This window comes from Nocardia mexicana NBRC 108244 (genome assembly GCF_001613165.1).
In the GTDB taxonomy this organism is placed as follows: domain Bacteria; phylum Actinomycetota; class Actinomycetes; order Mycobacteriales; family Mycobacteriaceae; genus Nocardia; species Nocardia mexicana.
Genome location: NZ_BDBV01000003.1, coordinates 72,737 through 96,450, shown reverse-complemented (window position 1 = coordinate 96,450; position 23,714 = coordinate 72,737). Strand labels below are relative to the sequence as shown.

The window sequence follows — 23,714 nt, the reverse complement described above, 5'->3', positions numbered from 1 at the left end:
CGCTTCCGCTAGACCAGGCGCAGTCCGAGTCGGCGCCGGAGGCGTAGATCGAGCAGGAAAGCGTTGACGGGGAACATCTTCACGGATGTGGGCATGCGCGCCTCCACCGCGCCGACCGTGCGCAGCAGCCGGGCGAGCCTGCGGTCGTCGCGCTCGTTCCAGGTCATCCCCATCTGCTCGCGCAGGTGCGGCGGCAGCAGGCCCGCGACGACGAATCGGTGAAACCTGCCGAACGCCAACCGAACCGGCAGCGGGAACATCTTCAGATCGACGAGATCCTGGAAGTAGGCGCGGACGGGCGGGTCGATGGTGGTCTTCGCCAGATTCGCCGCCCAGTACCTGTCGAAGGCGGTGCGGTCGGGCGGCCACAGCTCGGGCGGCATCTGCAGCGTGGAGCCCAGCCGCTCGGCGTGCCGGTAGAAGGCGTCGGCGTCGGCGTCGTTCATCGGGCCGTGCATGCGTTCGTTCAGATCGCGGGCGCCCCAGTACAGGCAGGCCGCGACCCACAGCTGCAGGCGCGGGTCGAAGGCGTTGTACTTCACCGGGCTCGACGCGGTCGAGCGGACCGGGCGGTGCGAGGCGTTGACGGCGTCCCGGTAGGCGGCGCGCTCGTCGTCGCTGCCCAGCATCGCCACCGCCAGATAGGTGAGCGTGGTGCGGGTGCGCTTGATCGGATGGAGGAAGATCTTGCCGCTGTCCACGGTGCTTTCCATCACGCCGTAGCCGACCGGCGGCGTGCTGAGCTGCATGATGACATTGGCCGCGGCACCGAAGAAGGCCGCGGACCCGTCGAGGTAGCGGGAGATGTCGAAATCGCTACCGGGAAGGCCGGTTTCGTCCGTCGTTGCGCGCCGCGGGCTGGTCATCGTTGACCCCATCCTCTGTGAGAAGGCTATATATCAACACTCTCACCCACTCAACATTGTGTCAACCGTCACAGCCCATGGAACTGCGGGTCGCGCCGTGGGAGTTGCCGGGCGCGTCGCGTTGGTAGGTTGGGCGCGTGTCATATGGGTCGTTGCCGCTGTTGCGGTCGCTGAATGCGGCCGCCGTCGCCGCCGGGGCGGACATTCCGGACGCCGTCACCATCGACGGGACCACGCTGTCGCGCAGCGATCTGCTGGGCGCGGCCACCTCGGTGGCAGAGCGGGTCGCGCGGGCGGAGCGGGTGGCGATCCTGGCGCGCCCGACCCCGGCGACCGTGCTGGCGGTGATCGGATGCCTGATCGCCGGAGTCACCGCGGTGCCGGTGCCGCCGGATGCGGGTGCGGCCGAAATGACGCACATACTCGACGATTCGGGCGCGCAGGCCTGGCTCGGCGAGGCGCCCGAAGGCGCCACGCTGCCGGTGATTCCGGTGCGCCTGCACGCGCGATCCTGGCACGTCTATCCCGAACCTCCCCCGGAGGCAACGGCTTTCGTGCTCTATACCTCCGGAACCACCGGGGCTCCGAAGGGCGTGATGCTGAGCAGGCGGGCCATCGCCGCCGGGCTGGACGCGCTCGCCGAGGCCTGGGCGTGGACGGCGAACGACATTCTGGTGCATGGACTTCCGCTGTTCCACGTGCACGGGCTCATCCTCGGCGTGCTCGGCCCGCTCCGGGTGGGCAGCCCGCTGGTGCACACCGGCAAGCCCACCCCGGCGGCGTATGCCGCGGCCAAGGGGACGCTGTACTTCGGCGTGCCCACGGTGTGGTCGCGGGTCGCCGAGGACCCCGGCGCCGCACGGGAATTGGCGAATGCCCGGCTGCTGGTGTCGGGCAGTGCCCCGCTGCCGGTGCCCGTCTTCGAGCGGCTGCGGGAGCTGACGGGTCATGCGCCGGTCGAGCGCTACGGCATGAGCGAGACCATGATCACCCTGTCGACGCGCGCGGACGGTGAGCGCCGCCCCGGCTGGGTGGGCACGCCGGTCGCCGGTGTGCAGACCAGGCTGCGGGACGAGGCGGGCGAGCCGGTGCCCCACGACGGCGAGAGCATCGGCGGGCTGCAGGTGCGCGGCCCGATGCTGTTCGACGGCTACCTGAACCGTCCCGAGGCCACCGCCGAATGCCGCACCGCCGACGGCTGGTTCGCCACCGGCGATGTGGCCGCGATCGATCCGGACGGCTTCCACCGCATCGTCGGGCGCGAGTCGGTGGATCTGATCAAATCCGGCGGCTACCGCATCGGCGCGGGTGAGATCGAGACCTGCCTGCTGGGTCATCCGGCCGTCGGCGAGGTCGCGGTCGTGGGTGTGCCCGATGACGATCTCGGCCAGCGGATCGTCGCGTACGTGGTGCCTTCCGGTGCCGCGGTGACAGACGAAGCCGCGCTGATCGATCATGTGGCGCAACAGCTTTCCGCGCACAAGCGGCCCCGGGAGGTGCGCTGGGTGGAGTCGTTGCCGCGCAACGCCATGGGGAAGGTGCAGAAGAAGCTGCTGGATTGAGATCCGGCGTTCGGAGGCTCGAACTATGTCGCGCACGGCCCGCATCACCGTTGTGCTGCTGTTCGTGGCATGGACGATCGACTTCATCGACCGGCTCGTGATCAACTTCGCGCTGCCCGCCATCGCCGACGACCTCGATCTCGACCACACCGGCACCGGGATGATCGTCTCGGCGTTCTTTCTCGCCTACGCGGCCATGCAGTTGCCGGGCGGGCTGCTGGCCGACCGGTTCGGCGCGCTGCGCATGTGTGTGATCGGCATGCTGGCGTGGTCGGTATTCACCGGATTGACCGCGCTGGCTTGGTCGTTCGGGGCGCTGCTGGTCGCCCGGTTCGTGTTCGGTCTGGTGCAGGGCGTCTTTCCGGCCGCCGCGACGAAGGCGCTGGCCGAGCGCAGTACGCCCGCCGAGCGGACCACCGCGGCGGGCTGGACCAACGCCTCCAATGCCTGCGGCGTGCTGCTGGCGGCGGTCATCGCGGCCGCCATGCTGCCGAGTATCGGGTGGCGGGGGATGTTCGTGGCGATCTCCGCGCTCGGGGTGCTCGTCGTGCTCGCCTGGTCGCGCTGGATGCCGCCGCCGCTGACGGAGGCGGCCCCCGTCGGCGGCGGGTCGTGGTCGCTGTTCCGGGTGCCCGCGCTGATCGGCTGTGCGGCAATCTACTTCGGGTACGGGGCCTTCAACTGGGGACTGGTCTCGTGGGTGCCGACCTATCTGCACGAGGCGCGCGGCGTGGAACTGGACCGGGCCGCCCTGCTCGCGGTGTTCCCGACCGTGGCGGCGGCCGTCGGCATCGTGAGCGGTGGCTGGCTGTCGGACCGGCTGCGCGGGCGTCCGCGCCGGATCGTGGTGCCCAGCATGGTAATTGCGGCCGCGGGATTGTTCGTACTGCCCGCCACGTCCTCGGTTCCGGTGTTCATGGTCGTGTTGACCGTCGCCACCGGGATCGGGGCGCTGACCTACATGGCCGCCCTGGCGCTGCCGCTGCGGGCGTTGCCCAGCACGCTGATCGGGACGGCGGCCGGGATGATCGTCTTCGGCGCGCAGCTGGGTGGAATTCTGTCCCCGCTGCTGTTCGGGGCGATCGTCGACCGCGTCTCCTACGGCGCGGCCTTCGCCGCGCTGGCGTTCGGGCCGCTGGTGGCGATCGTGGCCGCCGCGCTGATGCCGCAGTCCGCCGCGGCCTTTCTCGCCTCGGTGCGCGGGAAACCGGCCCTGGCAGCACATCTGGGGGAGACAGCGCCTTCCATCCCCCAGGACCGTGATCCCGCCGCCGATCGGTGAGCCCTGCGATTGACCTTCAGTGCACTCGAGGTTGTACCGTCGGCACATGATCGCCACGCTGTCGCCCGCCCAGATCGAATACCTGCGCAGTCAGCGGCTCGGTCGGCTCGCGACGATTCGCCCCGACGGCTCGCCGCAGAACAACCCGGTCGGGTTCCGCTACAACGAGGCCCTCGGCACCATCGATATCGCCGGGTACAACATGGGCGCCTCGCAGAAGTTCCGCAACCTCGACAAGGAGGAGCGGGTGGCCTTCGTCGTCGACGACATCAAGTCGGTGGACCCCTGGGAGGTCCGCTGCCTCGAAATCCGGGGCACCGCCCAGGCTCTGCGCGATATCGACACCTATATCCAGAGTGCTTCTCGTGAACTGATTCGCATCACTCCGGCTCGAGTCCTCGCCTTCGGCATCGAGTAATCCCGAGGTATCCGCCGCGACCGTATTGTCGATCTCATGAGCGATACCTTTGCGCGGGACATGTGGCGGGTCCTGGAGCCGCTGCACGCGATCACCTACTTCGCGCCCGAATGCGTCTCCGCCCTGAAAGCCGTTGGCCTGCGTGGTTTCTGGATGGGGTACTTCGGTGCGCGCTCGGCGCCGCTCGGGCCGGTGGGGCCCACTGTCGTGGAGGCCGTCTTCTACAACTTCCATCCCGACATGGTCCGGCGCGCGATTCCCGACGCGTGGAAGTTCGCTGCCCCCGAGGCGATTCTGGACGCGCGCCGCACCTCCGCCGCGCGGGTGCTGCGTGAACTGGTCCCCGACAGCGCCGATATCGCGTCGCAGGTGCTGCCCACAGTGACGGCGGCGATCGACGGCGCGCCCGCGTGCGGTCGCGCGTTGTTCGCGGCCAATCGCGACCTGCCCGCGTCCGACGAGCCGGTCGAAGCGCTCTGGCAGGCCGTCACCACCCTGCGCGAGCATCGCGGCGACGGGCACTTCGCCACGCTGCTGGCCGAGGGGCTCGACGGTTGCGAGGCCGTCGTACTCTTCGCCGCCGATACCGGGACCACGCCGGACATGTGGCGCGAACTCCGTAGCTGGAGCGAAAGCGACTGGGCCGCAGCGCAATCCCGGCTGACGGCCCGCGGACTGCTGACGGAATCGGGCGGCATCACCGAAGCGGGCCGCGCGCTCCGCGCGCATATCGAATCCCGCACCGATGCCCTGGCCGCGACGGCCTATCGAGACATACCCGGGGCCGAGGCGGCGCTCGGCGCACTCGTTCCGGCCGCCCGCACCATCAGGAGCGCCGGACTGGCCAGTTCCGCCGACTTCCTCCGCGCCGGGAGGCTGGCCGGATGAAGTTCACGAAGGATGTCGAACGCGGTAGGTGGCTGCTGGAGCGCGCGAAGGGAGACGGGATCGGCGTCATCGCCGGTACCGGCTTCGACGCTTACGTGCGGATCCTGCACCCGGTCGAGGCGACCCGCTACGACGCGGCGGTCATCGACGAGTGGGGCTGTCCCACGATCGTGGAGGAGACGATGTGGCCGTGGGCCGAGGTCGCCGCGCGTAACGGCAGGGTGATGCATCCGCTGGTGCAGTGGCGCAACCTCACCGATGGTGAGGACCAGGCGGCGATGTCGTTCGACGACGGGTGGTCGGTAGGCAACACCGCCCTGGGGTGGTTCGACCCGAACCTGCTGGCCGCTCTCACCGTCCACCTCCGCGCGGCCACCGAAACACCGGAGGAGGTGACGGCCGGAGCCTGGAACGGATACGGCGGCGGCTCCGACGCGTCCTCGAGTGTGGTATTCGTCGCGTCCACCGACGACGACCCGGAGGAGCTCGAACGTGAGCGAGCCCGAATCGAGGCGGAGACGGCCGCCGCTGTCGTGCCGGAGGTCGAACGGGCGATGGAGGTCGGGCCTTTCCTGCGGTGGCCCGGCCGCGACTTCGTGCTGTTCGACACCGGTCTCTCCGAACTCGCCGACCCCGGCTGGGTGTATTCGGCGGGCCTGGGCTGGATGACCGATTTCACCGGACAGATGCCCCAGCTGCTCTGGCCCGCCGACCACACATGGGTCGTGGCCAGCGAGATCGACATCGACTCCACGATCGTCGCCGGGTCCCGAACCCTGATCGACGCGATTCTGGCGGACGATCGTTTCGAGACGTTCGAGATCGCCGAGAAGTCGGACCTGAGCTGGGGCGGCGACAAGATCAACCCCGCACCGAAGGACTGAACCTCACCAACCGCTCCCAGCGGTCTCGCTCCCTAGAGGACAAGGACCGCCACCACGATGGCCACGACGACGAGGACGCCGAGGATCACCCATTTCAGCCACGGCGGATCTTTCATTTCTTCGTCCGCGCTCGCCCGTTGTTCGGGTGTGGTGAGTGCGTTGTAGAGCACCGGCAGCAGCATCGCGTTCGGGCAGTTCTTGTCGAGGCTGACACCGCCCCGGAAGCCTTTGATGGGATAGATGCTGATCTCGCCGGGTTCGTCCTTGACGTAGACATCGCTGAATCGACGCAGCGGTTGCTTCTGGTCGAGGAAGTAGAACCCGTCGGCGTCGACGTCTACATCGGCGTCGATGACATGGGCCCGCTGTCCGGCGCGCACCTGCTGGAGGATCTCATCGATCAGGCGCGGCTCCAGGAACGCCCGCGACAGGCTGACCAAGCCGAGCCACGGCTCGGCGGGAAGGTCGGAATTCCCATTCCAGACGTACGAGACCATCAGCGCCGATTTCAGTGCGGCTTCCTCGGATTCGCCGTCCCTTGCCCAGTTGCCGACCGCGAAGGTGACCTGATTGCTGCGACTGACCGTGACGTTGAGAGCCGGCCCCTTCTGCTGCGTCTGGGTTCGCTTGTACATCACCCAGTCCACATCGGACCAGCGCATCCGCCGACCGTCGTACTCCACAGCGTCGGAGTCCGCGCGCAATTCCTTCAGCTCGTAGTCGACGAGCCCCTTGTCGAACGGGATGGATGCGCGAACGTGGTCGCCCAGAACGACATCGGTGCGATCGGCCAGTTGCCGCCACGCTTCGACGGTGCGCCATGCTCGCGGTGCGTCGGTCACTGCACCCGCCCCCATCCCAGTCTGGGCTTCTGATGGGAGCAGAGACTACCGGCCCGGCGGACGGAAGGTCGGCGAATCAACCTCGCCGCCACCGAAATACGGTCCGGGTATGACGCCGTTCGGCGCGTCGGATCAGTTGGCGTGCAGGGCGGCGTTGAGTTCGATGCCGGTGCCCTGGCGGGCGACGACCTCCACCGCGCCGGTCAGGGAGTTGCGGCGGAAGAGCAGGTTGGACCGGCCGGAGAGTTCGAGGGCCTTGACCGTGCGGCCGTCGGGGAGGGCGACCTTGGTGCCCGCGGTGAGGTAGAGGCCCGCCTCGACCACCGAGTCGTCGCCGAGGGAGATGCCCAGGCCCGCGTTGGCGCCCAGCAGGCAGCGCTCGCCGATCGAGATGACCTGTTTGCCGCCGCCGGACAGCGTGCCCATGATCGAGGCGCCGCCGCCGATATCGGAGCCGTCGCCGACCACGACCCCCGCGGAGACGCGGCCCTCCACCATGGAGGCGCCGAGCGTTCCGGCGTTGAAGTTGACGAAACCCTCGTGCATGACCGTGGTGCCCTCGGCCAGGTGCGCTCCCAGGCGGACACGGTCGGCGTCGGCGATGCGGACGCCCGCGGGCAGCACGTAGTCGACCATGCGGGGGAACTTGTCCACGCCGTAGACGGTGACCGGTCCGCGGGCGCGCAGCTTGGCGCGCACCAGTTCGAACTCCTCCACCGAGCACGGCCCGTGGTTGGTCCACACCACGTTGGCGAGCAGCCCGAACTGGCCCTCCAGGCTCAGGCCGTGCGGCCTCACGAGCCGGTGCGAGAGCAGGTGCAGGCGCAGGTACTCGTCGTGGGTGTCGGCGGGCGGGGCCGACAGGTCGGCGATGGTGGTGCGGACCGCGATCACATCCACGCGGCGGGCCTCGTCGAAGCCCACCAGTTCGGCGAATCGGGCGTACTCGGGGTCGGCCGGGGTCAGCTTCGTGGTCGCGGATTCGGCGAACTCGCCGAGCTCCGGATACGGAAACCAGGTATCGAGGACCGTGCCGTTCACGGTCACCGTGGCGAGGCCGACTGCGGATGCTCCCTGAGTACTCACGCAGGTCAGTGTATGGGCAATCGAGTTCCCGGCGGTCCCGTGGGTCCGCGGGCGGTGGCCCGAACATTAGGCTGCGTGGGGTGACCATCGATCTGCGCGCCGACCCCATCACCCTCACCGCCGCTCTCGTCGATATCCCGAGTGTCTCCCGGGACGAGGCCGCGATCGCCGACACCGTCACCTGGGCGCTGCGCGAGCAGACGACCGGATTCGAGGTGCTGCGGCACGGCAACACCGTGCTCGCCCGCACCGATCGCGGCCTTCCGACCCGGGTGATCCTGGCCGGTCATCTCGACACCGTGCCGATCGCCGACAACGTGCCGGGGCACTTCGACTTCGAGGGCGGCGAGCAGGTGCTGCACGGCTGCGGCAGCGTCGATATGAAATCCGGCGACGCGGTCTTCCTGCACCTGGCCGCCACCGTCGCCGATCCGGTCTGCGATCTGACGCTGATCTGCTACGACTGCGAGGAGATCGCGGCCGAGTTCAACGGCCTCGGCCGCATCGAACGCGAGCTGCCCGAATGGCTCGACGGCGACCTCGCGATCCTGGGCGAGCCGTCCGGCGGCTGGATCGAGGCGGGCTGCCAGGGCACCCTGCGGGCCCGGCTCACGGTCTCCGGCACCCGCGCGCACACCGCGCGGGCGTGGCTGGGAGACAACGCGATTCACCAGCTGGCGCCGATCCTGGAGCGGCTGCGGGACTATCGGCCCCGGCAGGTCGACATCGACGGCTGCGTCTATCGAGAAGGCTTGTCGGCGGTGCAGGTCTCCGGCGGCGTGGCGGGCAATGTGGTGCCCGACGAGGCGTCGGTGGTCGTGAATTTCCGCTTCGCACCGGACCGTTCCCTCGACGAGGCGACCGAGCATGTGCGCGAGGTGTTCTCGGGCCTCGACCTGACCTTCGAGCGCACCGACGGCGCCCCCGGCGCCCTGCCCGGGCTGTCCGCGCCCGCGGCGAAGGACCTCGTGCAGAAGGTGCACGCGCACGGCGGCGGCGGGGTGCGCGCCAAGTACGGCTGGACCGACGTCTCCCGCTTCGCCGCCCGCGGCATCCCCGCGGTCAACTTCGGCCCCGGCGACCCGAACCTCGCCCACAAGGTCGACGAGCGAGTCCCCACCGCCCAGATCACCACGGTGACCGAGATCCTCCGCAGCTACCTCACGGGGCAGACGCACTGATCGTGCCGGGTACGTCCGGTACGGCGGTTGCGCGCCCGGCGCTACCGGTGCGCCGGGTTGCGCCCCAGTAACCTGGTGCGCATGTCCACCGACTCCGAGCCCGTACATGTCCGATCGCCGAAGTCGACGCCTACCTTCCGCGGACCGATAATGCTGCGCCGGGACCGGAAGGGGGAGACCGGGAACACCGACCAGCATCTGCTCGACGGCCGCGGTCCCAGCGACTGGGTGCACACCGATCCCTGGCGGGTGCTGCGCATCCAGAGCGAATTCGTGGAGGGGTTCGGCGCGCTGGCCGAGATCCCCAGGGCGGTAGCGGTTTTCGGTTCGGCCCGCACCCAGGTCGATACGCCGGAGTACCAGGCGGCCGGCGCCATCGGCGGCGCGCTGGCCCGCGCCGGATTCGCCGTGATCACCGGCGGCGGCCCGGGTGTGATGGAGGCGGCCAACCGCGGCGCCTCGGAGGCAGGCGGGTTCTCCATCGGACTCGGCATCGAGCTGCCCTTCGAGCAGGGCCTCAACGAGTGGGTGGACCTGGGCATCAACTTCCGGTACTTCTTCGCTCGCAAGACCATGTTCGTGAAGTACTCGCAGGCGTTCATCTGCCTGCCGGGCGGTTTCGGCACCCTGGACGAGCTGTTCGAGGCGCTGACCCTGGTGCAGACCCGCAAGATCACCCGGTTCCCGATCGTGCTGTTCGGCACGCGCTACTGGTCCGGCCTGGTCGACTGGCTGCGTGATTCGCTGGCGGGCTCGGGCAAGATCTCGCCCGGCGACCTGAGCCTGCTGCATGTCACCGACAGCGTGGAGGAGGTCGTGGAGATCGTGCTGGCCGCGGCCGAGAGCCGCGCGGGCAACGCGCACGGGACGGAGGACCAGTGGTGAGCGCGCGGCCGTACGCGGTGTGCGTGTACTGCTCGGCCAGTGCCACGGACCCGGCGCAGCTGCGGTTGGCGGCTCAGGTCGGCACCGAGATCGCCCGGCGCGGTTGGCAATTGGTGTCCGGCGGCGGGCACGTGTCGATGATGGGCGCGGTCGCCACGGCGGCCCGGGCGGGCGGCGCGCAGACCGTCGGCGTGATCCCCAAGCAGCTGGTGCATCTGGAGGTCGCCGACGTCGACGCCGACGAACTGGTCGTCACCGACACCATGCGCGAGCGTAAACAGGTCATGGAGGCCCGCGCCGACGCGTTCCTCACCCTGCCCGGCGGCATCGGCACGCTGGAGGAGTTCTTCGAGGCGTGGACCGGCGGATATCTCGGCATGCACGACAAGCCGCTGGTCGTACTCGACCCGCACGGGCACTTCCGCGGGCTGTTCGACTGGCTCGACGGACTGCAGGAGGGGGACTTCGTCGGCAAGGCCGCGCTCGATCGAGTCACCGTGACATCGGATATGGCGACCGCCTTCGACGCGTTGGTCGCCGAGCGGGACTGAGAAGCGGCCGCCGTGGTGGTGCCCCTTCGTGATCTGCCACGGGTTGTGTCTAGAGGCATTGCCACCCCGCCGGTCGTCCCGGCATGCTGTGGCCGGGATCTCGTTTGGAGGTACATGTGACGGATGCACAGACCAGCGTCACCCTGCTCGATATCGCCCGGCGGCTGCCGGGGATGGCGCTGGATACGCCCGGCATGCTCCGCGGCGCGCTGGGCATGCTGGTGAAGCCGGACAGCAAGTCGTCCGTGGGCCTGTACTTCCAGCGGGCGGCGCGGCAGCGTCCGAGCCGTGTGTTCATTCGGTTCGAGGGGCGCGAGTACACCTACCACGATGCCAACGCCGAGGTGAACCGCTACGCGAGCGTGCTGACCGAGCGCGGGGTGCGTCGCGGCGACGTGGTCGGGGTGCTGATGACCAACCGGCCCGAGGCGCTGCTGCTGGTACTGGCCACCGTGAAGCTGGGCGCGACGGTCGGTTTGCTGAATCACCATCAGCGCGAACAGGTGCTGGCACACAGCTTCGGGTTGCTGAACAGCGTGGTCAACGTGATCGGCGAGGAGTGCCGCGAGGCGCTGGAATCGCTGTCCGAACCGCCGGACAACCTGCTGTTCACCGAGGAGCTGCAGCAGTTGGCGCGCGGGGCCGACGCCACCGACCCGCCGGTGTGCGCGGATATCCGGGCCCGCGAGAAGGCGTTCCTGATCTTCACCTCCGGCACCACCGGCCTGCCCAAGGCGAGCGTGATGTCGCATCTGCGGTGGACCAAGAGCATGGCCGGGCTGGGCGGGCTGGGCATCCGCCTGCGCGGCGACGACACGCTGTACTGCTGCCTGCCGCTGTATCACAACAACGCCCTGACCGTGGCGCTCGGCGCGGTGCTCGGATCGAAGTCCACGTTCGCGATCGGCCGCAAATTCTCCGCGTCCGGATTCTGGAACGAGGTGGTCGCCAGCCGCGCCACCGCGTTCATCTACATCGGCGAGCTCTGCCGCTATCTGCTCAACCAGCCCGAAAAGCCCGCCGAGCGGGAGCATTCGCTGCGGCTGGCGGTCGGCAACGGGCTGCGGCCGGAGCTGTGGGACGAGTTCCGCGAGCGGTTCCGGATCCGGCGGATCGTCGAGTTCTATGCCTCCAGCGAGGGAAATACCGCGTTCATCAACGCCTTCGGCGTGGACCGCACCGCCGGGTTCGGTCCGCTGCCGTACGCGGTCGTCGAATTCGACGAGGAGACCGGCAAGGCCAAGCGTTTTCCCGACGGCAAGCTACGCCGGGTGCGGTCGGGCGGGGTCGGGCTGTTGCTGTCGAAGGTGACCAGCCGCTCGCCGTTCGACGGCTACACCGACGAGTCCGCCACCGAATCCAAGCTGGTGCGCAACGCTTTTCGCGACGGCGACGCCTGGTTCGACACCGGAGACCTTGTGCGCGACCAGCATTGGCGGCACATCGCCTTCGCCGACCGGCTCGGCGACACCTTCCGCTGGAAGGGCGAGAACGTCGCGACCACCGAGGTCGAGGGTGCCTTCGACGGCATCGAGGAGATCACCCAGGCCGTGGTCTACGGGGTGGACGTCCCGGGCGCGGACGGCAAGGCCGGGATGGCCGCGGTGACACTGCGGTCCGGCGCGGAGCTGGACGGGCTCGCCGTGGCGCGGCAGCTCTACGACCGCCTGCCCGCCTACGCGGTCCCGCTGTTCGTCCGCGTCGTCGACGAGCTGGAGACCACCTCCACGTTCAAGAGCCGCAAGGTCGAGCTCCGTAAGCAGGGCTACACCCCCGACTCCGCCAGCGCGCTCTACGCTCTGGCGGGTCGCGCCGAGGGTTACGTTTCCTACTACGCCGACTATCCCGACGAGGTCGCGAGCGGCCGCGTACCTAAGCCCTAGCCGCACCCCCGCCGTCGCACGGGGTGCGTGAAAGTCCGGGTGGGACAGGGGTCGGTACAGTCGGGGCATGAGTTCGACGTCGCCGTTGTCCACGCTGTGTGGGAAACCGGTGGCAACGGATCGGGCGCTGGTGATGGCTATCGTGAATCGCACGCCGGACTCGTTCTACGACAAGGGCTCCACCTTCTCCGACGAGGCGGCATTGGCGGCCGTGGCGCGGGCCGTCGCCGAGGGCGCCGATCTGGTCGATATCGGCGGTGTGAAGGCGGGGCCGGGCGACGAGGTGGACGCGGCCGAGGAGGCGCGGCGGACGGTGCCGTTCGTGGCGGCCATCCGTGAGCGCTACCCGGACCTGCTGATCAGCATCGACACCTGGCGTGCCGCGGTGGCGCGGGCCGCGGTGGCCGAGGGCGCGGATCTGATCAACGACACCTGGGCGGGCGCCGATCCCGACCTGGTCGGGGTGGCCGCCGAGACGGGCGCCGGGGTCGTCTGCAGTCACACCGGCGGGGCGCGCCCACGCACCCGGCCACACCGGGTCCGCTATGCCGACGTGGTCGGCGAGGTTACCGAGACGCTGGTCCGGTCCGCCGAAAATGCTGCGGCGGCGGGCGTGGGCAAGGATTCGATTTTGATCGATCCGACCCATGATTTCGGCAAAAACACGTACCACGGGCTCGAACTGTTGCGGGCAATGGACGTTCTTGTAAATACCGGATGGCCTGTCTTGATGGCGCTCAGCAACAAGGATTTCATCGGGGAGACTCTTGGTGTCGGTCTATCCGAGCGATTGGAGGGCACATTGGCAGCAACCGCATGGTCGGCCGCGGCCGGCGCCCGGGTCTTCCGAGTCCACGAGGTCGCCGCAACCCGGCGCGTGGTGGACATGATCGCGGCAATCCAGGGCATCCGGCCCCCCGCACGAACTCTGCGAGGTCTGGTATGACAACCAACCCCTCTCCGACCATTTCCAACCAGAACGACTGGGCGCTCACCAACACCTGGGACAGCCCGCAGTGGACGGTCGACGAGCTGGCCGCCGCCAAGGCGGGGCGCACCGTATCCGTGGTGCTGCCCGCGCTGAACGAGGAACGTACCGTCGCCGACGTGGTGGCCAGCATCCGGCCGCTGCTCGGCACGCTGGTCGACGAGCTGGTGGTGCTCGACTCCGGGTCCACGGACGCGACCGCCGAACGAGCCCGCGCCGCCGGGGCCCGGGTGGTGACGCGCGAGCAGGCGGTACCCGAACTGGATCCGGTGCCGGGCAAGGGCGAGGTGCTGTGGCGCTCGCTGGCCGCCACCACCGGCGACCTGATCGCCTTCGTCGACTCCGACCTGATCGACCCGGACCCGGAATTCGTGCCCCGGCTGCTGGGCCCGCTGCTGATGGTCGACGGCATGCACCTGGTGAAGGCCTACTACCGCCGCCCGCTGCGGCACGGCGACACGGTCGACCACAACGGCGGCGGCCGGGTCACCGAGCTGGTGGCCCGCCCCCTGCTGGCGGCGCTGCGCCCGGACCTGTCGAAGGTGCTGCAGCCCTTGGGCGGCGAGTACGCGGGCACCCGTGAGCTGCTCGCCGCGGTCCCGTTCGCCCCCGGCTACGGCGTCGAAATCGGCCTGCTGCTCGACACTTACGACCTGCTGGGCCTGCCCGCCATCGGCCAGGTGAACCTGGGCGTCCGCACCCACCGCAACCGCCCACTCTCCGACCTGGGCGTCATGAGCCGTCAAATCCTAGGAACGGTCCTGGGCCGCAGCGGAATCCGCGACTCAGGCGCCGCCCTGACCCAATTCCCCCTGGTAGGCGAAGAATTCGCCGAACTCACCACGGAGGTCACCTTGGCGGACCGCCCCCCGATGAACACATTGCGCCCCGTAGAAGTAGCGGCCTGACACCCAGCCTCGCACACGACACCAGCCGCACAGACCACGGTTAACACCGCGCAGCTCCAACGCGCGGGGTGTCTGTGCCCGCAGTCGGCCGTCTCCTTCCCGTGTTCGTGGTCGGTTGTCTCGCGTTCCCGTGTTCGTGGTCGGCGGTCTCGCGTTCCCGTGTTCGTGGTCGGCGGTCTCGCGTTGCTGTGTTCGTGGTCGGCCGTTTCTCATTCCCGTGCTCGCGGCCCCCAGGCCGCGAGCACGGGATCTCACACCCATTGAGCAGCACTACCTTTCGTGGCGGTAGATGGGGGTGAGGAGGTCGGCTTCCAAAGGCTCCCCCGTGTTGCGGTCGTAGCGGACGCCGACGACGGCCGAGAAAGGATGCAGGCCCGCGCGTTCGTGGAGGGTGGCCAGGCGGGTGGCGAGCAGGCGGATGGCGCCCAGCGAGCCGGGCGGGTGCAGGCCGTCGAGTACCAGGACGGTGCCGCGGCCGTCGGGGCGGGGCAGGCGGGCCAGATAGGCGATGTCGTACGGTTCGGTACCGCCCGGCCGGTATACGCGGCGGGCGGCGCGGTCCTCGATACCGCGTCGCACCCGGCCCGCGCGGGCGACCGTGCGGCGCAGCCGCGGATCGGCGGCCGCCAGGTAGCGCAGGCTCGGCGACAACTCCGGACCGCCCAGCACGATCAGGCCGTCGCGATCCAGGTCGAGCGGCCGCCCGGGCAGGAAGCGTTCCACGGCGACGGCAAATCCCAGCTCCCGCAACAGTTCCACCAGCCGGTGCGGCGCCGCGGCATCGGGCGCGCCGACCAGCGGGGCGGTGCGCGTCGTACTGCGCACGTCCGGGGTGAGAACGGTCAGCGGCCCGTGCCCGAAGAACAAGCCCTCCGGCACCGGGCCCTGCGTGCTGACCTGATGAATCCGCGCGCGCGAAAGTCCCGCCGCCGCACCGATTCTGGCGAAGGTCCAGCCTTCGGCGTGCAATTCCCGGATGACCGCGCGCCGGATCCGGGTGAGTTCGTTGATGGTCTGCTGGGCCTGGGCGACGCCTTCGGTGGCCGCCTTGAGGCGCTCGACCTTGTCGTCGATTGCAAAAACCCGCGCCACCTCATCGGCCGACATGTGCGCAGTCTAGATAGCTCGACAGCAGGATGTGTCTAGCCGGGTTGACGAAACGCTCCGGCCTGCGCGGGAATTGCGAACCGACATTTCCGAACGGGAATACCTGACGCCCGGAATCGACGGTGGTCATGGCCGAAATAGTGTCGGACTACTACGTCGCGTCGAAATCGATCGGTGGTTTTTCATTCCGGGCCAACGGCTTCGGCGGCTCCGGCGGCGAATACGCCGGGGGCGGTGAATAGTCCGAACCATTCGACGTACTGGACGGTTTGTCGAATTTTCCGGTGAACAGCGAATCGTCGCCGTCCAGCAGATGTTTGGTCACCGCCGCGCGCGGCGTCATCCCGCGAAACTGGTCGAGCGGCTTGCGCAGCTCCCGGATTTCCTCGATCGGCTTGCGGATCTCGTCGAACTCCGGGCCCAGGTCGTTGCGCAGCTGGCTGGTGGCCCCGGTGGCGTAATCGCGGACCTGCCGCAGGCTCTGCGCGGTCCAGCGGATCGCCCCCGGGAGCCGTTCCGGGCCGAGGATCACCAAGGCAGCGACCACCAGGATCACCATCTCGGGCCAGCCCATATTGAACATGAGGCCAGCTTACTGCGGCTGCTTGGGAGCGCTCTCGTCGGATTCCAGCGTCACCGGCACATCGACCTGGCGGCCGTCGCGGATCACCTGGAACGGGACGGTCTCGCCGATCTGGCGGGACTGCACGGCGACGGTGAGCTCGGCCGGTTCGGTCACCTCGCGACCGGCGACCTTCACGATCACGTCGCCCTCCGCGAGCCCGGCCTTGGCGGCGGGGCTGCCCGCCACCACATCGGCGACCGCGGCGCCGCTCATCGCGTCGTTCTCCACCGACTTGGTCTTGGCGCTCACGCCCAGCCACGGATGATGCACCTTGCCGTCGCGGATGAGCGCCTGCGCGATCCGCTGCACCAGATCCACCGGGATCGCGAAGCCCAGGCCGACCGACCCGCCGCTCTCGCTGCGGATGGCGGTGTTGATGCCGATCAAGCGGCCCTCGCCGTCGACCAGCGCGCCACCGGAGTTGCCGTGGTTGATCGCGGCGTCGGTCTGGACCGCGTCGAAGGCGCCGGCGGTGTCGTCGCCCGGGGTCGTGGGTTCGGCCATGGGCCGGTTCAGGGCGCTGACGATGCCGGAGGTGACGGTCTTGGTCAGGCCCAGCGGCGAACCGATCGCGAGCACGTCGTCGCCGACGCGAACGTCACCGGACTTGCCCATCCGGGCCACCGTCAGGTTCTTGACGTCGACCTTCAGCACCGCGAGGTCGGTCTTGGGGTCGCGCCCGACGATCTGGGCGGGCGCCTTGGTGCCGTCGGAGAAGGTGACCTGGATCTTGCCCCGGCCCGACTTGTCCATCCCCACCATGGAGATCACGTGGTTGTTGGTGACGATGTAACCGCTGCCGTCGATGACCACGCCCGAGCCGAGGGCGCCGTTGTCGCCCACGGTCTCGCGGATCTGCACCACGGCGGGCACCACCGCGTCGGCGACCCGTGTGATCGGGCCCTGCGTCTTGTCCGGATCGCCCTCCTGCTGCAGGGCCACCTTGCGCGAGGTGAGGGCCGAGGTGGAATCGCCGGTCAGCCGTCCGACCAGCCCGCCGACCAAGCCGATCGCGAGGGCGATCACGGCCAGAATGGCCAGTGCGGCCGGGGCCACCTTGCGGCCGAAGAGCACGTCGCGGGCGCCCAGCAGGGTGCCCGGGGGGAGCGACTGCGTCTGCGGTGTGACGATCGCGGGCGCGCCCAGCCGGGCCGCCGCGTCGGGATCGCGCCACGGATCGGCCGGTCCGGCGGGCGGAGCGGTATCGGATTCGGCGTCGGGATCGCGTTGCAGCAGTTCGTCGGAGCCCTCGGGACGGCCGAATGCCTCGGCCAGCACGGCGTCCGGCGGTCGATTCACCAATTCGGGGCCGTAATGGTTCGACGCGCCGGGATTACGCGGCGGCTGCGGCGCGAACGATCCGACCTGGTCTTCGGGGCGCCGGAAAACATGAGCGGTCTGCGAGTCGACATCGGGCCGATAGACCGGCCGCGGTCCCAGTACGGGCGCGTCCGGCGGCCTCAGGTTCCCCCGTTCGGCCGCCGAATCCGAAACAGCGTCTGTCCCGCCGGGCCGTTCGGGTTGTGATCCGGTGTTCGTTGATTCGGTGGTCACGTGTCGAACTCTACTTGCGCCACCAACCGGTCCACCGCCTGCTCTCGGAAGTGAAGTCGCGATCGGTGGAAACGAATCGGAACGAATCCGCCCGCAGGCCCAGGAAACTCGCGCCGCGCGTCATCTCGTCCATCTTGCCGGGAAGATTTGCCAGCGGAATTCGGCTCAGGGTGTCGTGCAGGTCTCCGGGCGCCGCGATCTGCCGTTGCGCGGCCTGGCGCAGGGCGATGCGCGCCTGTTGCTGCGAATCGACCTCGGCGGCGCACTCCGGGCATTTGGCGAGATGTTCGGCGGCGCGCAGGTAGGCGTTCATGCGCAACTCGCCGTCCACGTACGCGGCGATGGCCTCACTGGCCAAGTGTTCGGTCGGAGCGAAGCGAGGCGGACGTCCGGTGCGGGCGCGCTGTGCTCGACCCGCCGCCGCGCCGGAGTCGCGGCCTGTCGCGGCGTCTTCGCCACCCATACGTGCACACCCTTCCGACGGACAATCGACTGGCGCCGGGCGCCGCCCGTAGCGGCTGGAAATTACCCGACCTTCTCGGCAGCGGCGAACCGCTCCTGAGATCCATTATGCGCAAGGTGCTCCCGCAGCGCCTGGCGTCCGCGGTGGATGCGACTGCGCACGGTGCCCAGTTTCACGCCGAGCGTAGCGCCGATCTCCTCGTAGGACAGGCCCTCGATATCGCACAGCACCACGGCGGCGCGGAACTCCGGCGCCAGCGCGTCGAGCGCCGACTGCAGGTCGGGGTCCAGGTTGGCGTCGTGATAGACCTGCTCGGGATCGGGGCCCTCCGAGGGCACCCGGTCGTAGTCGTCGGGCAGCGCCTCCATCCGGATCCGGTTGCGGCGGCGCACCATGTCCAGGAACAGGTTGGTCGTGATGCGGTGCAGCCAGCCCTCGAAGGTGCCCGGCTGGTAGTTCGACAGCGAGCGGAAGACCCGGATGAAGGTCTCCTGGGTGAGGTCCTCGGCGTCCTGCGGATCGCCGGTCAGGCGGTAGGCCAGCCGGTACACCCGGTCGGCGTGCTCGCGGACCAGCTCGTCCCACGAGGGCATCATGGTGCGGTCGCCGGTGGCGTCGAAGGCCGCGGTACCGGTCAGCGGATCCTCCTCGGCGCCCTCCTGGCCCTCGGGGAGGACGGCGTTCTCGGGCATTGCCTCGGCCTCGGGCATCGCGACATCGGCGGATGCCGCCGGGGCGGGCAGCTGGTATTCGGCCGTGCCGTTCGGCAGGCTCGGCTCGGGCAGGGTGGCGTGCTCACGCGCCGCATCGACCATGTGGATGGGGTTACCTCCTACTCGGGACCGTGGGCCGGCGCTGCGACAGTGGGGATCACCCCACCCGTCGCGTACCGGGTACAACCGAAGACCTGTGTCCGGTGTTCCCGGGCGCCGCCCGGCGATCGGTCGGCCTTTGCGTTGTCCCTTACTTTGTCCGGTCCCCATGTGTCGGTGGTATGGGGATGCTGAGGGACACCTGAGAAAAATGGCGGCCTAGCTGCCGCCTCTGTCTCCGAGGGCATCGTTCGCGAGGTCCGGGTGGTTACGCGCCGCCATCGTCTCCGGGCTCGCGGCTCGCACTGGCGGGCCCGTCGGTCGCGACGTGCGGGCGGTTTCGCGATTAGCCTCTTATCCGTGAGTTCCATACCGGCGGCGTCGGCCGTGCAGCGCAACCTCGCCTATGTCGAGGAATCCGTTGTCGAGGACGAGATCCTGGTGGCCGCGCGCGAGCGGGCCACCGAGCTCGGCGCCGCGCCCGTACCGCCCTCGGTAGGTGCGCTGCTGAGCATGTATGCCCAGGTGGGAGGGGCTCGAGCGGTGGTGGAGGTGGGCACCGGCGCCGGTATCAGCGGGCTGTGGCTGCTCGACGGCATGCGCGAGGACGGCACGCTGACCACCATCGACTCCGAACCCGAGCATCAGCGCGCGGCCCGCGACGCCTTCCGCACCGCGGAGGTCGCGCCCGCCCGGACCCGGCTGATCAACGGCCGCGCCCTGGATGTGCTGCCGCGGCTGGCCGATGGCGCCTACGACCTGGTGTTCATCGATGCCGCGCCGCTGGAGCATCCACAGTATGTGGAGCAGGGGGTGCGCCTGCTCCGCGAGGGCGGCGCGATCCTGCTGCACAACGCCCTGCTCGGCGGGCGCGTCCCGGATACGGCCCAGCGCGACCCGGCCACCCAGGCGGTCCGCGCGGCCACCCGCGCGATCGCCGAGGACCCGGAGCTGACCAGCGTTTTGATCCCCGTGGGGGACGGGCTGCTCTGCGCCTCGCGGGGTTAGTACAGCCGCGCGAGCTGCATCCACTCAATCGCGCGAGCTGCGACCACTCAATCCGGCGCGAGCTGCGACCACTCAATGCGGCGCGAGCTGCAACCGCTCAATCCGGCGCGAGCTGCATCCCTTCATTTCCGGCACGCTTTTCGCCGGAATCGCCCTATCATCCGATGTTTCATCAACCCCCTGACCTGCGCTGATGACGATTTCAACTCGGGCCGTGTCAGGTCTTGCGTGACGATTGAACGAGTGTTTAGTATATTGAACATGTGTTTAAGGGAGCAGCCGTACCGGAAGGATCCGCCCAGGATCTGAGCACTCGCGCCCGCATCCGGGACGCCGCGATCGTCGCGTTCGGCGACGAGGGGTTCGGGGTCGGAGTTCGGGCTATCGCCAAGGCCGCGGGAGTGTCACCCGGGCTCGTCAATCACCACTTCGGGTCCAAGGACGGTCTGCGCAAGGCCTGTGACGAGCATGTCCGCTCGGTCATCGTGTCGGCGAAGCTGCAGTACGTGGAGGAGCCCTCCTCGACCGCGACCCTGCAGGCGCTGGCCGATATCGAGGAGTTCGCCCCGTACACCGCCTATCTGATGCGGACCTTCCAAGCCGGTGGTCCGCTGCTGGTGACGTGGTTCGATCAGATGACCGACGACGTCGAGGGCTACCTCGCCGCCGGTGTCAAGGCCGGAACCCTGCGCGCACCAACGGATCCGAAGGCGACGGCGAGGTTTCTGGCCACCCAGAACGGCGGCGGGTTCTTCTTCTTCCTGCAGCTGTACGAGGCCCGGAACGAAGGAAAGCTCGATTTCCGAAAGGCGCTGCGCGAGTACGCCGACCAGATGATGCTGCCAGCGATCGAAATCAACACGCACGGACTATTCACCGATTCGACGGTGCTGGAAAAGCTGCTCGCCGATCGGTAAACCTCCAATCTCACAAGGAGATTCGATGTCATCGGCAATCGTTGTCCGAGATCTGCACAAGCATTTCGGACAGGTACATGCCCTCGACGGACTCGACCTCGAGGTCGCCGAGGGCGAGGTGCACGGCTTCCTCGGTCCCAACGGGGCGGGCAAGTCGACCACCATTCGCATTCTGCTGGGCATCCTCGCCCGCACCTCGGGCGAGGCGCAGGTGCTCGGCCGTGACCCGTGGGCCGACGCGGTCGGCCTGCATCACGAAATCGCCTACGTCCCAGGCGATGTCACGCTGTGGCCGTCGCTGTCGGGCGGGGAGACGATCGATCTGCTGGCCCGCATGCGCGGTGGAATCGACCCGGACCGCCGCGCGGAACTGATCGAGCGCTTCGAGCTGGACACCCGCAAGAAGGCCCGCACCTACTCCAAGGGCAACCGGCAGAAGGTCGCGCTGGTCTCGGCGTTCTCCTCGAACGCGAATCTGCTGATGCTCGACGAGCCCACGTCGGGCCTGGATCCGTTGATGGAGCAGATCTTCCGGGAGTGTGTCCGCGAGGCCACCGAGCGCGGGGTGACCGTGCTGCTGTCCAGCCACATCCTGTCCGAGGTCGAGATGCTGTGCGAGCGCGTCACCATCATCCGCTCCGGGCGGACGGTGGAGAGCGGCACGCTCGCCGAGCTGCGGCACCTGAGCCGCACCTCGATCACGGCCGAAATGCTCGGGGATCCGGGCGATCTCGGCCGCATCCCGGGCGTCGAGGATGTCAGTTTCGAGGACCACACGCTGCGCTGCCAGGTCGACAGCGAACACCTGGGTGAGCTGATCCGGGTGCTCGGCGACGCCGGTGTGCGCAGCCTGGTGAGCCAGCCGCCGACGCTGGAAGAGCTGTTCATGCGCCACTATTCGCTCAACGGCGACGACGCCGCGGACGGCAGCGGCTCGGCCCGGCACTACGCGGAGGCGGCGAAATGACCACCGCGGTTGCGCGCCCGCGCTTCGGATTCGCCGAATCCGCGCGCGGCGGATCGGATTTCACGGGAACCCTGGCACTGCTGCGGCTGTACCTGCGGCGCGACCGGATCGTGCTGACGCTGTGGGTGCTGCTGCTGTCCCTGCCGCTGGGCACCGCCTACATCAAGAGCATCGAGGAGATCTACCAGACCCCGGCCGACCTGCAGAACTACGCGAACGGAATCCTTTCCAGCCCCGCCCAATTGGCGATGTACGGCCCGATCTACAACACCACGCTCGGCGCGGCCGGTGTGTGGAAGGCGGGCATGTTCTACACGCTCATCGCCATAGCCACCATCCTCACCCTGATCCGGCACACCCGGGCGGAGGAGGAGACGGGCCGCGAGGAGCTGCTGGCATCCACGCAGGTCGGGCGGTTCGCCAACCTCACCGCGGCGTTGATCCTGACCTGCACCGGCGCGCTGGCGACCGGTCTGGTCGCCGCCGCGAGCCTGAAGGGCGCGGGCGTACCCGGTAGCGGCTCACTGGCATTCGGGCTCGGCATGGCCGGATCCGGCATCGTCTTCGCCGCGGTGGCCGCGGTGGCGGCGCAGCTGAGCGCGGGTGCCCGCACGGCGCGCGGCATCGCCTTCGCGGTGCTGGCGGTGACCTACACGCTGCGCGCGGTCGGTGATGCCCGCGCCGGTGACGGGCCCACCAACGTGCTCACCTGGCTGTCGCCGCAGGGCTGGTCGCTGCAGGTGCGGCCGTTCGCCGGCGACCACTGGGCGATCCTGCTGCTGCACGTCGTCACGGCGGTCGTGCTGATCGCGGTGGCCTACGGGCTGCTGGCGCGGCGCGACCTCGGGGCCGGGCTGATCGCCGAGCGTCCCGGTGTGCCCGCCGCCGGACCGGGTCTGAGCGGCCCGTTCGGGCTGGCCTGGCGGTTGCAGCGCGGAACGCTGGCGGCGTGGTGTGTGGGGCTGAGCCTGTACGGCCTGCTGATCGGCAGCGTCGTCGACGGGATCGGTGATCAGCTGGGATCCAACCAGACCGTGCGCGACATGATCTCCCGGCTCGGCGGCTCGCAGCAGATCGAGGACTCGATGATCACCATGGCCTACACGATGCTGGGGCTGGCGGCCGCCGCGTACTCGATTTCGGCCGCGCTGCGGCTGCATTCGGAGGAGACCTCGGACCGGGCCGAGACGGTACTGACCGGCGCGGTCGGCCGGATCCGCTGGGCCGCTTCCCATCTCGCCTTCGCGCTGGGCGGACCGGTGGTGCTGCTGGTGATCTCGGGCGCCATCGGCGGGCTGGTCTACGGTCTCGCCACCGACGACGTCGGCGGCAAGCTGCCGCGGGTGCTGGGCGCGGCGCTGGTGCAGCTGCCGGCGGTGTGGTTGTTCACCGGTGCCGCCGTACTGCTGTTCGGCCTGATCCCGCGGTATGCCCCGGTGGCCTGGGGCGTGTTCACGGGCGGGATCGCGCTGTTCCTGCTCGGGTCGATCTCCGGCATGCCCCAGTGGGTGATGGACCTGGACCCCTACAGCCATCTGCCCAAGCTCCCCGCGGCCTCGTTCACCGCCACCCCGGTGGTGATCCTGATCGCGATCGCCGCGGCCCTCACCACGGTGGGCCTCACCGCCTTCCGCCGCCGCGACCTCCGCTGACCGACCTTCACGCACCCCCTGCGTGTTCTCGCACCCCTTGCAAAGCCCTGCAAGGGGTGCGCGCGCATGCAGGGGGTGCGGGAAGTCGTGGGGTGGTCCCGGTTTCGGTGGGGTGCAGGGGGTTACGCGGGGAGTGAGGAGGTGATGCGCTATCGCTGAGCACGGACTGATGCTGGGGGCGCACCTGCCGCCCGGCTGGTTGTTTCCGGTGGCGGTGATCTTCGGGATCGTGGTCGTCGTCGCATTGCTTGTGCTGCTCCTGGTCAGTGGCGCCGATTTCGACGACTCCCAGACCCCGGCAACGACAACCACCCCCGGAACCTGCGCCCCCTTCTGCACCGCCACACCCCACGCACCCGCCCACTGACCGAGCACGACCCCGGGG

The 23,714-nt window shown here is 69.2% G+C and carries 24 protein-coding genes; 16 read left to right on the top strand and 8 right to left on the bottom strand.

Features of this window, described 5'->3' with window-relative positions; translation table 11 throughout:
• Positions 1–8: 8 nt before the first annotated feature.
• On the bottom strand, positions 9–866 hold the full coding sequence (locus NM1_RS02140) for an oxygenase MpaB family protein (protein ID WP_068013199.1): 858 nt from the start codon (positions 864–866) through the stop codon (positions 9–11).
• A 137-nt stretch (positions 867–1,003) separates the two neighbouring features.
• Here NM1_RS02140 and NM1_RS02135 point away from each other — a divergent pair, with 137 nt between their 5' ends.
• From NM1_RS02135 to NM1_RS02115, 5 genes are read left to right on the top strand one after another with little or no spacing between them, the layout of a single operon-like run.
• Positions 1,004–2,428: an acyl-CoA synthetase gene (locus NM1_RS02135; protein ID WP_068013196.1), complete on the top strand. Its 1,425-nt coding sequence runs from the start codon at positions 1,004–1,006 to the stop codon at positions 2,426–2,428.
• Between the two features lie 25 nt (positions 2,429–2,453).
• Positions 2,454–3,710: an MFS transporter gene (locus tag NM1_RS02130; RefSeq protein ID WP_068013194.1), complete on the top strand. Its 1,257-nt coding sequence runs from the start codon at positions 2,454–2,456 to the stop codon at positions 3,708–3,710.
• A gap of 46 nt (positions 3,711–3,756) precedes the next feature.
• Complete coding sequence (locus NM1_RS02125; RefSeq protein WP_068013192.1) at positions 3,757–4,128, top strand: PPOX class F420-dependent oxidoreductase; 372 nt, start codon at positions 3,757–3,759, stop codon at positions 4,126–4,128.
• A 36-nt stretch (positions 4,129–4,164) separates the two neighbouring features.
• A complete protein-coding gene (locus NM1_RS02120) occupies positions 4,165–5,016 on the top strand; it encodes an SCO6745 family protein (protein WP_068013190.1) in 852 nt (283 codons plus the stop codon).
• Entirely contained in the window at positions 5,013–5,900 is an 888-nt protein-coding gene (locus NM1_RS02115; RefSeq protein WP_068013188.1) for a hypothetical protein, read from the top strand. The genes NM1_RS02120 and NM1_RS02115 overlap by 4 nt, the downstream gene beginning before the upstream one ends.
• 32 nt (positions 5,901–5,932) lie before the next feature.
• On the opposite strand, the gene NM1_RS02110 is transcribed toward NM1_RS02115, so the two are convergent.
• Together NM1_RS02110 and dapD are read right to left on the bottom strand one after the other, a co-directional pair.
• The gene (locus NM1_RS02110; protein ID WP_147288916.1) at positions 5,933–6,742 is read right to left on the bottom strand and encodes a hypothetical protein; all 810 of its coding nucleotides are present in this window, start codon (positions 6,740–6,742) and stop codon (positions 5,933–5,935) included.
• A gap of 132 nt (positions 6,743–6,874) precedes the next feature.
• Positions 6,875–7,828 carry a 2,3,4,5-tetrahydropyridine-2,6-dicarboxylate N-succinyltransferase gene (gene dapD, locus NM1_RS02105; protein WP_068013183.1) on the bottom strand — a complete coding sequence of 318 codons (954 nt, stop codon included), beginning with the start codon at positions 7,826–7,828 and terminating at the stop codon, positions 6,875–6,877.
• A gap of 80 nt (positions 7,829–7,908) precedes the next feature.
• On the opposite strand from dapD, the gene dapE reads away from it, so the two are divergent.
• The 6 genes from dapE (at position 7,909) to NM1_RS02075 (ending at position 14,224) form a co-directional block, all read left to right on the top strand.
• Positions 7,909–9,009 carry a succinyl-diaminopimelate desuccinylase gene (gene dapE / locus NM1_RS02100; RefSeq protein WP_068013180.1) on the top strand — a complete coding sequence of 367 codons (1,101 nt, stop codon included), beginning with the start codon at positions 7,909–7,911 and terminating at the stop codon, positions 9,007–9,009.
• Positions 9,010–9,090: 81 nt separating this feature from the next.
• Positions 9,091–9,894 (top strand): LOG family protein, encoded by an 804-nt coding sequence (locus NM1_RS02095; RefSeq protein WP_068013178.1) that lies wholly within the window; start codon positions 9,091–9,093, stop codon positions 9,892–9,894.
• A complete protein-coding gene (locus tag NM1_RS02090) occupies positions 9,888–10,445 on the top strand; it encodes an LOG family protein (RefSeq protein WP_068013174.1) in 558 nt (185 codons plus the stop codon). Before NM1_RS02095 ends, NM1_RS02090 begins: the two co-directional genes overlap by 7 nt.
• 83 nt (positions 10,446–10,528) lie before the next feature.
• A complete protein-coding gene (locus tag NM1_RS02085; RefSeq protein ID WP_068013171.1) occupies positions 10,529–12,328 on the top strand; it encodes a long-chain-acyl-CoA synthetase in 1,800 nt (599 codons plus the stop codon).
• Positions 12,329–12,395: 67 nt separating this feature from the next.
• The gene (folP, locus tag NM1_RS02080; RefSeq protein ID WP_068013169.1) at positions 12,396–13,274 is read left to right on the top strand and encodes a dihydropteroate synthase; all 879 of its coding nucleotides are present in this window, start codon (positions 12,396–12,398) and stop codon (positions 13,272–13,274) included.
• On the top strand, positions 13,271–14,224 hold the full coding sequence (locus NM1_RS02075) for a glucosyl-3-phosphoglycerate synthase (protein WP_068013167.1): 954 nt from the start codon (positions 13,271–13,273) through the stop codon (positions 14,222–14,224). Before folP ends, NM1_RS02075 begins: the two co-directional genes overlap by 4 nt.
• A 270-nt stretch (positions 14,225–14,494) precedes the next feature.
• On the opposite strand, the gene NM1_RS02070 is transcribed toward NM1_RS02075, so the two are convergent.
• From NM1_RS02070 to sigE, 5 genes are all read right to left on the bottom strand, one after another.
• Positions 14,495–15,331: a hypothetical protein gene (locus NM1_RS02070; protein WP_068013163.1), complete on the bottom strand. Its 837-nt coding sequence runs from the start codon at positions 15,329–15,331 to the stop codon at positions 14,495–14,497.
• A 151-nt stretch (positions 15,332–15,482) separates the two neighbouring features.
• Positions 15,483–15,914, bottom strand: coding sequence for a Sec-independent protein translocase protein TatB (gene tatB / locus NM1_RS02065; RefSeq protein WP_068013160.1), 432 nt, complete (start codon positions 15,912–15,914; stop codon positions 15,483–15,485).
• A gap of 9 nt (positions 15,915–15,923) precedes the next feature.
• Positions 15,924–17,510 (bottom strand): S1C family serine protease, encoded by a 1,587-nt coding sequence (locus NM1_RS02060; protein WP_068013158.1) that lies wholly within the window; start codon positions 17,508–17,510, stop codon positions 15,924–15,926.
• Positions 17,511–17,520: 10 nt separating this feature from the next.
• A complete protein-coding gene (locus NM1_RS02055; protein ID WP_068013156.1) occupies positions 17,521–17,973 on the bottom strand; it encodes a zf-HC2 domain-containing protein in 453 nt (150 codons plus the stop codon).
• A gap of 62 nt (positions 17,974–18,035) precedes the next feature.
• On the bottom strand, positions 18,036–18,665 hold the full coding sequence (gene sigE / locus NM1_RS02050; protein WP_068013381.1) for an RNA polymerase sigma factor SigE: 630 nt from the start codon (positions 18,663–18,665) through the stop codon (positions 18,036–18,038).
• A 489-nt stretch (positions 18,666–19,154) separates the two neighbouring features.
• Here sigE and NM1_RS02045 point away from each other — a divergent pair, with 489 nt between their 5' ends.
• The 5 genes from NM1_RS02045 (at position 19,155) to NM1_RS02025 (ending at position 23,696) form a co-directional block, all read left to right on the top strand.
• Positions 19,155–19,793 (top strand): O-methyltransferase, encoded by a 639-nt coding sequence (locus tag NM1_RS02045; RefSeq protein ID WP_114699504.1) that lies wholly within the window; start codon positions 19,155–19,157, stop codon positions 19,791–19,793.
• A gap of 263 nt (positions 19,794–20,056) precedes the next feature.
• The gene (locus NM1_RS02040; protein ID WP_068013154.1) at positions 20,057–20,710 is read left to right on the top strand and encodes a TetR/AcrR family transcriptional regulator; all 654 of its coding nucleotides are present in this window, start codon (positions 20,057–20,059) and stop codon (positions 20,708–20,710) included.
• A gap of 25 nt (positions 20,711–20,735) precedes the next feature.
• Entirely contained in the window at positions 20,736–21,677 is a 942-nt protein-coding gene (locus NM1_RS02035) for an ABC transporter ATP-binding protein (protein WP_068013152.1), read from the top strand.
• The gene (locus NM1_RS02030; RefSeq protein WP_068013149.1) at positions 21,674–23,329 is read left to right on the top strand and encodes an ABC transporter permease; all 1,656 of its coding nucleotides are present in this window, start codon (positions 21,674–21,676) and stop codon (positions 23,327–23,329) included. The genes NM1_RS02035 and NM1_RS02030 overlap by 4 nt, the downstream gene beginning before the upstream one ends.
• 169 nt (positions 23,330–23,498) lie before the next feature.
• A complete protein-coding gene (locus tag NM1_RS02025) occupies positions 23,499–23,696 on the top strand; it encodes a hypothetical protein (protein ID WP_068013147.1) in 198 nt (65 codons plus the stop codon).
• The last annotated feature ends 18 nt before the right edge of the window (positions 23,697–23,714 follow it).

Bases quoted from the DNA above. Each gene is read 5' to 3' on its own strand.
- NM1_RS02085 (WP_068013171.1), top strand. From the start codon at position 10,529: ATGCTGTGGCCGGGATCTCGTTTGGAGGTACATGTGACGGATGCACAG.
- NM1_RS02095 (WP_068013178.1), top strand. From the start codon at position 9,091: ATGTCCACCGACTCCGAGCCCGTACATGTCCGATCGCCGAAGTCGACG.
- NM1_RS02125 (WP_068013192.1), top strand. From the start codon at position 3,757: ATGATCGCCACGCTGTCGCCCGCCCAGATCGAATACCTGCGCAGTCAG.
- NM1_RS02035 (WP_068013152.1), top strand. From the start codon at position 20,736: ATGTCATCGGCAATCGTTGTCCGAGATCTGCACAAGCATTTCGGACAG.
- NM1_RS02070 (WP_068013163.1), bottom strand. From the start codon at position 15,331: ATGTCGGCCGATGAGGTGGCGCGGGTTTTTGCAATCGACGACAAGGTC.
- NM1_RS02115 (WP_068013188.1), top strand. From the start codon at position 5,013: ATGAAGTTCACGAAGGATGTCGAACGCGGTAGGTGGCTGCTGGAGCGC.
- NM1_RS02140 (WP_068013199.1), bottom strand. From the start codon at position 866: ATGACCAGCCCGCGGCGCGCAACGACGGACGAAACCGGCCTTCCCGGT.
- NM1_RS02120 (WP_068013190.1), top strand. From the start codon at position 4,165: ATGAGCGATACCTTTGCGCGGGACATGTGGCGGGTCCTGGAGCCGCTG.
- NM1_RS02130 (WP_068013194.1), top strand. From the start codon at position 2,454: ATGTCGCGCACGGCCCGCATCACCGTTGTGCTGCTGTTCGTGGCATGG.
- folP (WP_068013169.1), top strand. From the start codon at position 12,396: ATGAGTTCGACGTCGCCGTTGTCCACGCTGTGTGGGAAACCGGTGGCA.
- sigE (WP_068013381.1), bottom strand. From the start codon at position 18,665: ATGCCCGAGAACGCCGTCCTCCCCGAGGGCCAGGAGGGCGCCGAGGAG.
- NM1_RS02075 (WP_068013167.1), top strand. From the start codon at position 13,271: ATGACAACCAACCCCTCTCCGACCATTTCCAACCAGAACGACTGGGCG.
- NM1_RS02025 (WP_068013147.1), top strand. From the start codon at position 23,499: ATGCTGGGGGCGCACCTGCCGCCCGGCTGGTTGTTTCCGGTGGCGGTG.
- tatB (WP_068013160.1), bottom strand. From the start codon at position 15,914: ATGTTCAATATGGGCTGGCCCGAGATGGTGATCCTGGTGGTCGCTGCC.
- NM1_RS02030 (WP_068013149.1), top strand. From the start codon at position 21,674: ATGACCACCGCGGTTGCGCGCCCGCGCTTCGGATTCGCCGAATCCGCG.
- NM1_RS02055 (WP_068013156.1), bottom strand. From the start codon at position 17,973: ATGGGTGGCGAAGACGCCGCGACAGGCCGCGACTCCGGCGCGGCGGCG.